The organism is Streptomyces piniterrae, from assembly GCF_005048155.1.
GTDB lineage: Bacteria > Actinomycetota > Actinomycetes > Streptomycetales > Streptomycetaceae > Streptomyces > Streptomyces piniterrae.
In genome coordinates, this window is record NZ_SUMB01000012.1 from 248,307 (window position 1) to 261,928 (window position 13,622).

Annotated in this window: 10 protein-coding genes and 4 pseudogenes; 8 read left to right on the top strand and 6 right to left on the bottom strand. The window is 66.5% G+C overall.

What is annotated here, in order from left to right:
• The first annotated feature begins 209 nt into the window (after positions 1-209).
• Positions 210-743, top strand: coding sequence for a GNAT family N-acetyltransferase (locus FCH28_RS30225; protein WP_136743359.1), 534 nt, complete (start codon positions 210-212; stop codon positions 741-743).
• A gap of 97 nt (positions 744-840) precedes the next feature.
• On the opposite strand, the gene FCH28_RS30230 is transcribed toward FCH28_RS30225, so the two are convergent.
• Together FCH28_RS30230 and FCH28_RS39475 are read right to left on the bottom strand one after the other, a co-directional pair.
• Positions 841-1,074, bottom strand: coding sequence for a hypothetical protein (locus tag FCH28_RS30230; RefSeq protein WP_136743360.1), 234 nt, complete (start codon positions 1,072-1,074; stop codon positions 841-843).
• A gap of 80 nt (positions 1,075-1,154) precedes the next feature.
• A pseudogene (locus FCH28_RS39475) lies at positions 1,155-1,834 on the bottom strand (hypothetical protein); the annotation flags it as partial.
• A gap of 541 nt (positions 1,835-2,375) precedes the next feature.
• Between FCH28_RS39475 and FCH28_RS30240 the strand changes: the two are divergent.
• The 3 genes and pseudogenes from FCH28_RS30240 (at position 2,376) to FCH28_RS30250 (ending at position 5,434) form a co-directional block, all read left to right on the top strand.
• A complete protein-coding gene (locus FCH28_RS30240; protein WP_136743361.1) occupies positions 2,376-3,134 on the top strand; it encodes a MerR family transcriptional regulator in 759 nt (252 codons plus the stop codon).
• Between the two features lie 379 nt (positions 3,135-3,513).
• Positions 3,514-4,673, top strand: a pseudogene (locus FCH28_RS30245) (transposase).
• Positions 4,674-5,008: 335 nt separating this feature from the next.
• A complete protein-coding gene (locus tag FCH28_RS30250; protein ID WP_136743362.1) occupies positions 5,009-5,434 on the top strand; it encodes a hypothetical protein in 426 nt (141 codons plus the stop codon).
• Between the two features lie 67 nt (positions 5,435-5,501).
• Here FCH28_RS30250 and FCH28_RS30255 read toward each other — a convergent pair whose 3' ends face one another.
• Positions 5,502-5,882: a hypothetical protein gene (locus FCH28_RS30255; protein WP_136743363.1), complete on the bottom strand. Its 381-nt coding sequence runs from the start codon at positions 5,880-5,882 to the stop codon at positions 5,502-5,504.
• Positions 5,883-6,514: 632 nt separating this feature from the next.
• Between FCH28_RS30255 and FCH28_RS30260 the strand changes: the two genes are divergently transcribed.
• Positions 6,515-6,823, top strand: a complete 309-nt coding sequence (locus tag FCH28_RS30260) for a hypothetical protein (protein WP_136743364.1) — start codon at positions 6,515-6,517, stop codon at positions 6,821-6,823.
• 130 nt (positions 6,824-6,953) lie between these two features.
• Here the strand turns inward: FCH28_RS30260 and FCH28_RS30265 are convergent.
• A pseudogene (locus FCH28_RS30265) lies at positions 6,954-7,382 on the bottom strand (transposase); the annotation flags it as partial.
• Between the two features lie 65 nt (positions 7,383-7,447).
• On the opposite strand from FCH28_RS30265, the gene FCH28_RS39955 reads away from it, so the two are divergent.
• Both FCH28_RS39955 and FCH28_RS30275 read left to right on the top strand, forming a co-directional pair.
• On the top strand, positions 7,448-7,924 hold the full coding sequence (locus FCH28_RS39955) for a TetR family transcriptional regulator C-terminal domain-containing protein (RefSeq protein WP_425472033.1): 477 nt from the start codon (positions 7,448-7,450) through the stop codon (positions 7,922-7,924).
• Positions 7,925-8,114: 190 nt separating this feature from the next.
• Entirely contained in the window at positions 8,115-8,366 is a 252-nt protein-coding gene (locus FCH28_RS30275) for a hypothetical protein (RefSeq protein WP_136743366.1), read from the top strand.
• A 657-nt stretch (positions 8,367-9,023) separates the two neighbouring features.
• Here the strand turns inward: FCH28_RS30275 and FCH28_RS30280 are convergent.
• Entirely contained in the window at positions 9,024-10,253 is a 1,230-nt protein-coding gene (locus FCH28_RS30280) for a M6 family metalloprotease domain-containing protein (RefSeq protein ID WP_136743367.1), read from the bottom strand.
• A gap of 1,205 nt (positions 10,254-11,458) precedes the next feature.
• Here FCH28_RS30280 and FCH28_RS30285 point away from each other — a divergent pair.
• Entirely contained in the window at positions 11,459-12,967 is a 1,509-nt protein-coding gene (locus FCH28_RS30285; protein ID WP_136743368.1) for a DUF4246 domain-containing protein, read from the top strand.
• Between the two features lie 9 nt (positions 12,968-12,976).
• Here FCH28_RS30285 and FCH28_RS30290 read toward each other — a convergent pair.
• A pseudogene (locus tag FCH28_RS30290) lies at positions 12,977-13,434 on the bottom strand (transposase family protein); the annotation flags it as partial.
• Positions 13,435-13,622: the final 188 nt, after the last annotated feature.

Here is a 13,622-nt window from a genome sequence, read left to right on the forward strand (position 1 = left end):
GACACGTGCAAGTTCGTTACGTCGACGACGTAACCGCGACGATGCCGAACCCCGCTAGGCAAGCCGATGGACTGGTGATCGAGGGGGAGTCCCGCTACTGATGAGGACGCGCCTGGGGTACACCGAGGAAGGCCCAGTCCGTGTGCCGGTCACCGCCATGCCGACGGGCCGTCACATCATCCGGTACGAGCTCGGAACAGGTAAAGGCCATGCGTGATGCCCCTATCATTCGATCTGCCGCGGCCGGAGAAGCGAATGTCATCGCCTCGATGCGGAGCGAGGCTGCGCGGTGGCTACACTCCAAGGGAATTGACCAATGGCAATATCCGGCGAATCTCGAAAAGATCTTCCGCGACATCAACTGTGGAACCGCCTACGTACTGCTCGACGCTGCGGACTACCTAGGGACAATCACGCTGGACGAAAACGCCGACCCTGAATTCTGGGTGCCGGATGATGAACCAAACGATGCGCTCTATGCGCACAGGGTCATCACTCGCCCCGCATGCAGAGGTCTGTCATTGGGTGCGCTGATGCTCGACTGGGCTTCCCAAAAGGCCGAAGAGGCAGGAAAGCGCTGGCTCCGTGTGGATGCGTGGAAGACGAACTCTGACCTCGGCCGCTACTACGAGGCGCAGGGGTTCACACGAGTCCGGACCGTAGACCTACCGCATCGCCGGTCGGGTGCTCTGTACCAGAGGAGAGCCGGCGCGACCAACAGCAGCGGACGCAGCGACTCGTGATCGCATCACGCCCCGCACCTCGTACTGGGCTCGTCCGGTGGCTCAGAGCCGCTGCCGCAACGTAGCAGCCCCCTGGCTCGTGGCCCGACAGCCCGAATCACGCGCCCATGAGGCGGCTGAGCACCCCGCCAGGGGTGGGATCCAGGTCGGACGCAGCCACGGCTGCGCGATCCCCCTTTGAGTCATCGTCCACGGCGGGACCGGCAGCGCCCGGCCCGGAATCCGCAGCTTGGGAGAAGAGCGGTAGGTCTTCGGCGGCGGCAGCACCGGAGCCGCCGAGCAGGGCAGTGGTGGCCAGGGCAACTGCGATGAGCGTGGTGCGGATGCGCATGAATTCTCCTGAAAGCTGAGTCGGTGATCAGCCTCTCTCCTTCCCCTTACCGTCCTCAAGGCATGACGCGCACCCAAAGATCACCCCAGCGGACCCTTGTAGCCAGCCGAGATTCCCCCAGGTGTCCCCCGAAGGGCCGATGTTGAGGGAAAACCCAAGGGCACCACCCGGCAGATCCTGTCGGGACGTTTGACGGTTTCGCCGACGTCGTAACGGGTGGTGGGGCGCCGGTTCTGTGAGCCGAGGAGGCGTCCGGGTCCGGTTCCGGTCGGTTGAGGAACACGGGTCGGGCAGAGCAGGTGGGCGCGGATGTTCCTGAACCCCCGACGGACCCGGGCCGGGGTGAGGTGTTCGGGCTTGGTCGGCTTCTCCCGGAGCCGGCGGAGATCGGTGGCCGGCGGCCGGGCGAGGCGGAGCTGAGTGTGGGGGACGACAAGGAGCCAGGTCCAGCAGTCTGCCGCCTCGGGAGTACGGATCTTCGATGTGGTCCAGCCGAGCGTCTGCTTTCCGAACCGGAAGGTGTGCTCCGGGTCGAATCTCCTGAGGAACACCTGACACCACAGGTCTACGTCGGCTGGGGCGGCGCCGGTTTTCGAGGACCACATCCACACTGGCGGGGCCTCCCGGTCTTTCGGCAGGTGGTCGACCGCGAGGCGGACCAGGGCGCCCTCGACGATGGGGAGTTCGCCGTCGTGCTCCGGCCAGGCCGAGCGAGGTGGGTCAGCCTCGGGTGGATCCGGTCCCATGCCTGGGCTTCGGCGCTCCATGCCCACGGCGGTGTTCGGGCACCAATCGTCAGGTCGCCTGGCGAGACCACCAGGCCGGCCGTGCAGAGAACCGCGTCGGTGAGCTAGATCAGCTCATCCCGTCGGGCGGACAAGCACGCGTAGAACTCGCCCAGGAAGCATGCTGCTTCAGCGAACGCTTCCCGCCGGGCATCACGGCACACCACACTCATGACAACGGCCTTCGGTTGATCCCGCATCTCTGTGACGGAGCAAAGGATCAAGCGAGAGCTGCCCTTACGTCCGGCGAATGCCCAGGTGATCGACGTAGTTCGAGTTGCCTTTCGAGCCCGGTGTTCTGTTGCTGCGAAGCTTGAGCGTACTCGCTGAAGGCTGAGCACCACGGCACAGCAGCCCGCAGGTCGACAGAGGCGGGCCCGGGCATGGTCGTATCTCCTTCGGAGTGCGAGGCCGCTATGCCTGATCTGGGGGTTGAAGTTGTCGTTACGGCAGCTTCTACCGTTCTGATCAGGCCCGGAGAGACCGGACCAGCGACACATGTGCGAGGAGACGGGAATGGACTGGCCGATCGCGGAGGTCGCCCGGATGTCCGGCGTGACCGCCCGGACTTTGCGGCACTACGACGAGATCGGCCTGCTCCCGCCCGCTCGGATCGGGGCCAATGGCCACCGCTACTACGCAGAGCGCCAACTGCTGGTGTTGCAGCAGATCTTGGTCCTGCGGGCGCTGGGCCTGGGGTTGCCGGAGATCGGCCGGATCCTGGCCGATCAGGTCGACGAGGTGGAGGCCCTGCGCGGCCACCACCGGCGGCTGCTCGCCGAACGCGACCGGCTCGACGCCCTGGCCGACACCGTCTCGCGCACGATCGCCGAACTGGAGCAGTCCAGGAAGGACGGTACACCTATGACCATCAACCGACCGGAGAACCTGTTCGAGGGCGTGGCGCCCTCCCAGTACCAGGAGAGCCTGCGCGACTTTCCCGAGCACGCCGAAGAGGTCGCTCGTCGGGTTGCAGGGATGACCCCGCGCGATGTCGAGGCCGGGCAGCGCGAGCGCACCGCGCAGATGATCCGGCTGGCCGAGCTGATGGCCGCCGGCCATCCGGCCGATGCCGAGCCCGTGCAGGCCGAGGTCGACGCCCAGTACAAGGCCCTGACCGCGCTGCGAGCCGTCTCCACCGACGAATACCGGGCCCTGGGGCGCTCCTGCGTGGACAACGAGGCTTGGCGCGCCGCGTACGAGGCCATCGCACCGGGCCTCGCCGCGTACCAGCGCGACGCCATCGATGCCTACGCCGACACACGGCTCGGCTGACGAAGGCGGCACGGCGGGCACCGAGCCCGGATCCAGCCTACTTCGGTGCCACGCGCCGCCGACAGCACCTCGCCTCCCACCAGTTGGGAGTTGGGCGAGGTGCTGTCCATGCTGACGAGAGTGGGCTCACCCTGTCCGGTAGATCCTCCGACCTGCGCACTTCACCTTCGATGAAAAGAAGACCAGCGACCGGCCTTCGCTGCGAGGGAACACCCGGCAGATAAAGAACAAGCTCAGAGCTTGTTCTTTATGGTCTGGCCTCGAACGATGCCCCGAACGTGATCGCTCGTACGTGGGTTCCTGGGACGTGAACACGGCCTTCGCTTGATCCTGTGCTCCGACCAAGGAGGCACCTGACCAGTACGAAGGCCGCGGGGGAATGAGTCTGCTGCATCACGATGGCCAGCGGGATGCGTTCGCTGTGGCGTCACACTTCCGGGAGGACTTCTACGATTGCCTGACCAGGCGGCGCGATGGCCTGTTCGAGGTCGCGGACGCGCTGCTGTGCGCGGATGGGCCGGTGACCACGCCGGTGGATCTGACGCTGCTGGCTGAGCACCGTCGTGGGCACGGCGCCCTGTACGCGGCTTTGAACGAGGGCCGCATCGACGCGGGCCGGCTGCGGCGGACACTGGCCGCGCTGCCCCAGCCGCAGGCCGCCGACGAGCGGCTGGTCCTGGCGGTGGACGTGAGCAACTGGCTGCGTCCGGACGCCGAGTGCAGTGCGGACAGGCTGTTCTGCCACACCTTCGGCCGCGGCCGGGACCAGCATCTGATGATCCCCGGATGACAGTACTCGTTCGTCGCCGCCCTCGAAGCGGGGCGGACATCGTGGTGCCAACTGCTGGACGCCGTCCGGCTGGGCCCGAGGACGATGCTGCGGAGGTCACCGCCGCCCAGGTCCGCCGCGTGGTCGAGGACCTCATCGCGGGAGGTCAGTGGCGCCAGGGCGACGCCGACATCCTCATCGTCTTCGACGCGGGCTACGACGCCCCGCGCATGGCCTACCTTCTCGACGGGCTGCCCGTCGAGGTCCTGGGGCGTATCCGGTCGGACCGCGTCATGCGACGGCCGACACCCTCGCTCAAGGAGTACGCTGAAGCTTATCCCCAGGGCGGACGGCCTCCGAAGCACGGCAAGGAGTTCCGCTTCGCCAAGCAGGAGACCTGGGGAGAGCCGGACGCGGCCACCACGCAGGTCACCGACCGATACGGCACCGCACAGGCCATGGCCTGGGACCGCATCCACCCCCGCCTCACCACCCGCTCGGCCTGGATCGACCACGACGGCGAACTACCCCTCATCGAAGGCACGTTGATCCGCCTGCAAGTCGACCACCTGCCAGGCGGCGGAGACCCGCAGCCCCTGTGGCTGTGGTCCTCCCAGACCGGCGAGACCGGAGCCGACGTCGACCTGCGCTGGCAGGCGTTCCTCCGCCGGTTCGACCTGGAACACACCTTCCGGATGATCAAGCAGACCTCGGCTGGACCCGGCCGAAGATCCGGACCCCCGATGCTGCGGACCGCTGGACCTGGCTGATCATCACCGCCCACACCCAGCTCCGCCTGGCCCGTCCGCTGGCCCAGGACCTCCGCCGCCCCTGGGAGAAGCCCGCCGAGCCCAGCCGACTCACCCCCGCCCGAGTCCGGCGCGGGTTTCGGAACCTCCGCGCTCACCTGCCTTGCCCGGCACGTGCACCGAAACCGAACCGGCCAGGCCCCGGGCGGCCTCTCTGCTCGAAGAACAAACAGCCCGCCATCCGCTACGACGTGGGCAAAACCGTCAGACACCCGGAGACCCTGATCGCACGTGATCAATCCCGATCATGAGGCCGTGATCGGGGTGGTCGGTCGCGCCGGGCAGAATACGTTCCCGTGAGCCTCCACTACGAAGTCGTCCTCACCTGCGTCCTCCAGGACGACACGCCCGACGCGGTCCTGGCAGCCCTGCGATGGCACCTCGGCTTGGCCCCCGAGCGCCCGGCCGAGCTCGACGCGGAGGAGCATTCATATCCGATGCTCTCCCCGGACCCGGACAGCCGCCTGCCAGGAGGAGACTTTGCATCCCTGCGACGCCAGTCCCGTGGATTCACGGCGGCCGGCGATGAGCGCCACGCATGGGGACTGTTCAGCCGCAACCTCTGGCTCGACGACATGATGGGTGACCTCTACACCGTCATGGACCTGCTCTCACCTCACATCGCAGAACCTGGCTACTGCGGGCACTTCCGCGAGGAGTTCGACGCCGAGCCGACCAGCCTCACCTTCCGAGAGGACGCCTTCGGGCCGCTGAAACTCTGATCCAGTTCAATCCCTGAACGTCGAAGAGGTTGAAGAACAAGCAGAGACGCTCTCAACGATGCCGTGCCTACTTCTCCCTGTTATGGGACCTCACGTGCACACCACCTCGTCCACGGAAATCGGCGCGCTTCCTGGCACACCTGGTGATGCACCTTCCGATGGCCGTCGGTTCGTCCAGCCTCCATGCGGTTGCCAGGGAGTTTCCCACGTCGGTGACCTTCTGCGGGCGCGAGGTGAGCGTTCGGTTCTCAACGTCGATCTCCTCGACGAGGATCTCGTCATCGGCGACGTCGAAGTGCTCATGAAGCAGCGTGAGGCCGAAGCGTTGCAGCGCACCATGCCGACTGAGTACCGCCCGTACCTCATCGATGCACTGCTGGTCGGCGTCTGACGCGGGTTCGACTTCGTCGATGTCCGGCAGCTTGGACAGAGGGTTCGCGGTAGTCACAACGGATCTCCTTCACCGAGAAGGTCAGCTGGCTCTGGCCCTGACTCGGGCTCTGGCCCTGGCTACTGCCACTGTGGCGCGGGCGCGACATGCGGAGGCAGGGCGCGAAACAGGGGCGCTCAAAGCAGCTGCTATTAGTCGTTAACTCCCCTGAAAAACAAGAGGTGTTGATGATGGCAACGGGGAGTTTTCCTACGGCGCTCCCCTAAAGCCCTTCCGCGACGCCTGCCGCTCACGGCAGGCTCGCACTCAAGCCTGAGCAGAACACCGCCTCCGCCGCTGTCGACACCGGCAGCGGATCGCCGCACTCCTGAGCAGTACCGCCGAACCGTCCTGCCTGCCGCCACGAATCAGATCATCCAGCCGTACACACACCGGGCTTGGCGCCGGCCAGCCGTCCAGACCCTCCCCCTCGGGGAGCGGCCGAAGGGGGCCCGGTTTCGGCTTCGGCGGCTGCCTCCCCAAGGACATCCGCGGGCTTCATGGCCAGCGCCGGTGCGCTCGGCGCCGCCCGGGACGCCCCTGCCCGAGCGAGTTGGCCCCTGAGCGGGAGAGGGGTCGGTCGCAGAGCCCGTACGACGGTCACTTAGGGTCGTACGGGCCCACCACCTGCGCCGACCACAGGAGCCGCTTTGCGCCCCGAGCCCCGCCCGCTGGATTCGCCGACGTCCGCCGAGAGGGGGCGACCGGGTCCCGCCGGCCCGCTCGGAGGGATCCCCTGGGCAGTCGGATTCCTCGCCGCCTGGACCCTCCTGGTCGTATCGCTCATGCAGGACCGGCAACAGTGGCTCACGGCGCTCAACCTGGTCACCACCCACGGGGGGCTGTTCGTCCTGCTCAACGCCCGTCGCTTGGGCCACCGACGGCTGGCTCGCGCCAGCCAGATCGCGCCCATGGTCACGCTGGTGCTCAGCGCCGTGGCCCTTGTGGCGTTCCGGTAGGAGGGGCGGCCACGGTCGTCGGGTCGGCATCTGTGAGGCTCTGGCGGGTCCTGCCCGTCAGGCCTCCGGCAGTGACCGGCGGGTGTCCGGCAGGTGGGGCCTGTGATGTGGCGGGGGAGGCCCCGGCCGGTCAGCCGGTCAGGGCGGCGAGTCCCGCGGTTCCGGCATGTCGGAAGATCTTGCGGAGGGTGTGGCAGGTGGCGAGCAAGCGCCACTCTCCACGAGTGCCGTTCTCGCCGCGTAGGAAGAGTTGACGGCCGTTCTGGCAGGTCATGGTCCGTTCGATGATGGGTTCGACGATGGCCTTGCGGCGGCTGTAGGCGGCCTTGCCCGGCTTGGTCCGCAGTTTGCGGGCCAAGCACTCTTTCCGTGTCGCGTCCTTGGGGATGCGTCCGCGGGGTGCGGGTGGGACTTGCTCGTCGTGGGCGAGTCGGCCGGTAGCCATGAACGCGTCGGCGCCGCACGACAGTTGGCGGTCCTGTGCGGCTTTGAGGTTGGTCGCGGAGCAGTAGCCGGCGTCGGCGAGGGCTTGCTTGCGATGGGTGCCGGTGTTGGCGGCACAGTATGGGAACGGGCGCAGCATGAAGAGCCCGGTCTTCCCCGGCTGCAGGCCGTCTGCGACGCCTGGATCGCCTACGTCGATACGGAGCGCGAGGTCTTCCCGGCGGCTGCCTCTTCACCACCGCAGCCGTCGAGTTCGATCCGCGCAGCGGCCCCGTGCGTGATGCGGTGAAGCGCCTGTACAGGGTATGGCGCCGACGGCTGGCCGGTGAGGTACGCATCGCCGCCGACTGCGGTGACCTGCCCTCCGACACGGATCCCGAACAGGTCGCCTACGAACGGGTGGGGCTCTACATGGCGTTCAACCAGGAGATCCAGCTCTTCGCCAATCCGGCCGCTGCCGAGCGCACTCGCCGGGCCCTGGCTCGCCTCGTCACCACGTCGTCTACCAGGCACCTGTACCGCCTGCTGACGGGGGCGGGCTCGAGCGCCCGCCCGTCCCGGTATCGCAGCAGCGATCGAGGACTTCGTCCGCACCGTCCTCTCCCGTCAGGCCCTGAACCGACGGTCCCGCGTACCGACCCCGCAGAGGGAGACTGACGGCAACACCCCATCAATCCAAGGGGATTGAGTCAATCGGTTGCGTCATCCCAGGTCAATTCCCCCTGACTTTGCATCGAGTGCAAGAGCACAAGATCATTTCGCGTACACTTATCCACAAGTAACCACCGTTTTCACCCAGGGGGACCCTATGCGTCGACGCATTTCCGCTTTCGCCGTCACAGCCGCAATGGCTGGAGGTGTACTGTTCGCGGCCCTGCCCGCACACGCCGCCACGACCACCGGCTCGCACGCCGCGGTGGCCGGGGGCAGCATCCAGGTCAACATCGACGAGCTGCGCCAGCAGTCCGCCGACCTGAAGGCCAAGGCCAACCGACTGGACCAGGATGGCGAGCACGAGGCGGCGGACCGCGCCCGCGCTGAGGCGCAGGACATCGACAACCAGATCCAGGCCTACCTCGACAGCGAGAACAACGTCTGATCGCTCCGACAGACAGTTGACGCCCGCCTCGACACCATCGGGGCGGGCGTTGTCGTGCGGCCGTCATCCGGGCCGTAAGTCATCGGACGGGTCCTGGGTCCTGGGTACTGGGTCCTGGGTACTGGGTACTGGGTACTGAGCTTCTCCCCGATCGCGGTGGTGCTGCTGCCGGCAGCCTTCCGCCTACAGCCTGCCGATCGACGCCTGCCCCCGACCGGCGGACTCGCCTGGGGATCAGCTGGCCAGCCGCGTCTGCCTTTCAGGGTCAGGGCCAAGGTCAGGGGCAGGGGCACGGCCGCGGCTACAGCCTGTCCGACGAGCCGAGGCAGGACCGGCGTGAGCTTGTTCAGTTGTGACGGACACCATTGGTGTGGTGGTCGGGCCGCGAGGGCGGCCTCGTCGCCGATCGGCAGCCGAACGTTCAACTCGGCTACTGGCTGGGCGAGTAAGCGGGCGGTGGATCAACCCGATCAGCTCGCTGGTTGGTGTCGGTGCTGCGGGCCGTAGCTGTGAGACTGCGGCGCCGGTGAGTGTGCGCCCATCTGTGCCATATCAGCCGCCGACGGCCCGCCAAGACTTCAGCCGAGGGGTCTGTGCTGATCGGGGAAGTCCTGGAAGGCGGTCGGCGGCCGACGGGGTTTCACTGTGCGGTCACGGTCACCACTTGTAGGTCCACACCGTGTCGTTGTCCGAGTCGGAGGTGTTCACGTGGATCCGGATGCGGGCGTTGTCGTCCTGGAACGTCTGGCCGGGCTGCCAGGTCTGCATGTCCAACGCGGTGCAGTTCCCGGTGGGTGCGGCGGCCTTGGGGTTGCTCACCACGCGGACCGGTCCGCTGCCGCTTTCGACCGAGGTGTCGACCTTGTAGATCAGTACGCCGGTGGCGCAGGCGTCGGAGTCGTTGTTGGCGGCCTTGCGGGACTCGGCGACGTAGGCCGTGGTGTCGCTGGTCTTGATCACCGCCAGTTTGTAGCCGTCGCCCCCGTGCTCCACCCCGTTCAGGGTGGTGGAGTACTTGTCGTTCGTGTCCAGGCAGGAGACCTGGTTGTCGTTGATCCAGCCGAACTTCCACGCGTGCCAGCCGAGGAACTGCGGGGCATGGCCGCTGACCTTGCCCATGACGTCCCAGCCGCCGACGTACTGGTGCTGTTCGCCGTTGAAGGCGTAGAGGTCGGGCAGGCCGAAGGTGTGGCCGGTCTCGTGGTCGGCGACCTTGTAGCCCCAGTTCCACATGTCCTGTCCGAACGTCACCGCCCACTTGATCGTCACCCAGGCGTTCGTCGCCTTGTTCCAGATCTGTGTCGGGGTGGCGGGGTTCTGGACCCAGGTGGGAGTGTGGGTGATCGCGGCCGCGGTGCTGGTCGGCACGATGTAGAACATGTCATAGTCGGCGAGGTTGACGCCTGCGTCGGCGGCACCGGCGAGCGCGTCCTTCACGTATACCCGGTGCGTGTCCCATGAGAATCCTCGCTCCCAGTGGTAGTCGGTGGAATTCTTTGGCATACGCACCCAGTTGCCGTTCGGGGCCTTCATATCCAACGAGACCTTGCCGTTGGATGCCTTCTGCATCCAGTCGTCGGCGCCGGATATCTGGTCGTAGTAGCGGTCGAGAGGCGTGGTGGTCCCAACGGCGTCGGGGAAGTCCACGTAGATCACGCCCACGTGCTTGGTGCCCTCCGGTTTCTGGAACCGGTTGTAGTCGGTGTTCTGGCCCTCGTCGGTATAGCCGGTCGTGCCCTGGAGCGCACACGCCGAGGTGCTTGCGTTGGACCCGTGGGCGGTGCTGGCGGGGACGATGGCCAGGGCGAGCAAGGCGAGCAGGGCGGCGGACATGGCGAGTACGGGCACCGCGACGCGCGGGCGCCGCCATGGGTGCGAGGATTTCATGGTGTTGCCTCCGTGGGGGAGAGGCGTTCCTCTGTGGGGAGAGGTGTGCCTCCGTGAGGGGGAGAGTGCCCGCTCCGCGTGATGCAGGCATGACAATCTGTTGTCTCTGCCGATGAATTGCGTTGAGGGACAGGATGCGGATGCGGCGTTGACACCGAAAGCTACCGGATCTCCATAACGGCGCACTATCCCGCATTTGTGCCTTCTCGATTACGAGCGGTAATGGGGAATCCGGATGTGGAGCGAAACGCCGTCCGGCGTGCTCGGCCCGCGCGGAACCTCGTCGAATTCATCGGAAAGGGCGGCCCACGTAGGCGGCCGCCTCAACTTCAAGTCGCCGGGCGCCATTTGAAGCGTCCGCAGTTCCTGCTGGACCTGTCGGGCCATCAGGCGGTCGAGGTGGTGCCGCTGCCACATCGATGTGTGACCACTTCTGGACGCCATCGGCGTGCACGCCGAGGTGCGACCGCATGTTGGGGCGAGGTCCGTCGAGTCTGACGTCGGTGAAGGCCGGGCGGCCGTTTCCGCCCGCGGCCTGGGCGGCGCCGACCACGGCAATGCTCAGGGCCGCGTTGTAGGAGACAACGCCGAGGGCGAGCGCGCCTCGCGAGCGGTGCTTGCTTGAAGCAACCCGAGCTTGCGCCGGCGGGTGCTACGTGTCAGACGGTGCTCGTGCAGCAACCAGGAACATGCTCGACGTCCCGTACGAGCTCGTCGAGCATGTCTCCTGGCTCGTGTCTCCTGGCTCATCCACGCTCGAAGGCGTGAACTCCGACCACCTTGGCGGAAGTTGAGCTGGTCAGCTGCGCACATGCGGTGCGGGCCCCCTTGAGGCAGGTCCCTGCTCACTGCCGCCCAAGCGGATGTGTCCAGGTGATCAAGCTGCGTAGGGAACAGTCGTGGTCGCCCACGGCTGCGGGCTTCCTGTGTTCCAGGACCCGACTCGCCCTGCTTTCCATATCTGTGACGGAGTGACAGGCCGACTACAGCCAGACCCACGCACGCTCCAAGACTCGCCATCGGGGCTCTCCGTACGGCCGGAGTGAAAACATCCCGGCCGGCCATGAGCGCGAACCGGACATCACCCGACTACGTCGAAGCCCTGGCTCCCGGACCAGCAACGGACGGCAGGGGCCACGGCTGCGGTGTCAGTCTGCTGAAGTATCCTTCCCGCCACCGCACACCGACTGGGGGGACCAAGAGAATTGACTGGCCTGTCTGCTTTCCCACTGCCCTTTCATGCTTCCCGTTCCATATCCTTCGCGACACCCCGAACACTGCGAGAACTTCAGATGATGCAGTGCAGCTCGCACATTCGGGCGAAGCCGGGGTGGTTCGACAAGATGAACGATGCCGACATCGTCGCCAGGTGGACGCAGGAAGCGATTGCCCAGGGCCTCACCGAAGCGCAGGTTCGTTACGTGCTTGCCGAACTCCTGCATTACGCCGCGCTGCGGGACGGGCGAACCGGCGTCGAGGTGTCCGCCGTCGACGGGGTGTGGCAGTCGGACACACTGGTCGACGACAAGCTCAGGTCCCGGCTGCGCGAGGCGGTTCGGGTTCTGGAACAGGTCCCCGAAGCAGAACAGGACTGGCATCCCGGATCCGACGGCCAGGTACTGGATCTGGTTCATCCCTCACTGTTCTGCCTGGTGAGGGAGGTGAGCGGTGCGCCCGAGCGGGCTTGGCAGAACCCGACGGACCGTTACTCGAAGTACGAATTCTCGGAGAAATTCCAGTGGCTACCCACGGACGTCGACGTCAGTGACGACGGCGATGTCGCCTTCCGTTCGTACGTCAACAACGTCCACCCCGAGGCTCATCGCGAACTGGCCTCCGTACTGCCGGACTTGTTCGCGCGTTTCCGCCCGCTGCTGGAGAACGTGCTCACCGATCTGCGCCATCCGCGGCCGCTGCGGATCGAGGCCGATCCTTACGGATGGTATGACTCGGAGCCGGAGTATCCGGACAAGTCCTCCTACAGCGATGATGAAGCCTACGCAGAGGCCCGCCGTGCTTGGGCAGAGGCCCAGGACGACTGGTGGGAAAACCGCCGTCCGGTCATCCCGGACGCCCCGGCCTTCACCCCGCCCGAGTTGCCCGATGAATCCGCCCGAGTCGACCTGCGCGGCCGCCGTCTCCAGGTCATCGTCAAGCTCGCCACTATTCATCTCACCCCGGACAAGCCCGAGTACCCCGGCGGTTCCTGGCATGTCGAGGGGATGATGAACGAGCGGATTGTTTCGACCGGCATTTACTACTGGGACAGCGAGAACATCACCGAAAGCCGGCTGAGTTTCCGGGCTGCACTCGACGACCCGGACTACGAACAGAACGACGACAACGGTCTGCGTGAGGTCTACGGCCTGGAGGACGAAGACGCACTGAACCAGATGCTGGGATCGGCATCGACCCCAGCGGGCCGCTGCCTGGCGTTGCCGAACGTCCTGCAACATCGGGTCGGCTCATTCCGCCTCACGGACCCCACCCGCCCGGGATATCGCAAAATTCTCGCGTTCTTCCTGGTCGACCCGTCGGAAAAGATCGTCTCGACATCCGATGTGCCACCGCAACAACCATGGTCGGACACCTCGACCATGACGCTTGAACAGGCCAAGGACTACCGCGACCAACTCATGCAGGAACGCAAGTTCTTCGTCGATGAACACAACGAGCAGCTCTACGAACGAGAATTCTCCCTCTGCGAGCACTGAACCCCTTCTACCTGAATACGTGCAGTGCAGGAGGGTGTGGGCGGCCTGGACGGTGGTGCCGATTCGGCGGGTGGAGCATCTGGCCCGCCGGAGCGGTCGCCTGGCCTTTGAGTTGCGGCGAAGGCACGTTTCCAGGAGCCCGCAGCCGGGCGTGATCACGGTTGAACTCCTGGTAGTGCTCGGGCTGTTCGCGCTGGTGGTAGTAGGGGGTGCGAACGGTGGCGTCGGCTCCCCGACAGGCCCGGTCCGCGAGGACGGGGATCCGCCGGGTCAGGCGCGCCTGGACGACGCCGTGGGCTCGTGCTGCGGTCAGGTCGTGGGTGTGCCCCGGTGCCGCACGCGAGAACGAGAGTGGGGGGTTCGTTCGGCCGTGCGATGACCTGGACGCTCATGCCGTGCTTCTTGTGTTTCTGGGAGTCCGGCTTGTCCGCCCTGATGAAGTCGGCGGGGATGAGGGTGCCATCGACTCACGGAGCTTGCAGGCCTCGGCGATCTCGGGGCGACGCAGCGAGTGGTCGCGGCGGTAGCCGTCGAAGGCCGGCCCTGTGGTCCGCGCCGGTGCGCGACGTCCGAGGCAGGCGGCGAGGCCGGCGGAGTCTGCGCCGTCCTGCTTCCTTCGTGGGTCCGCGCCGAGGAGCCGGAAGGCCGGACGTGG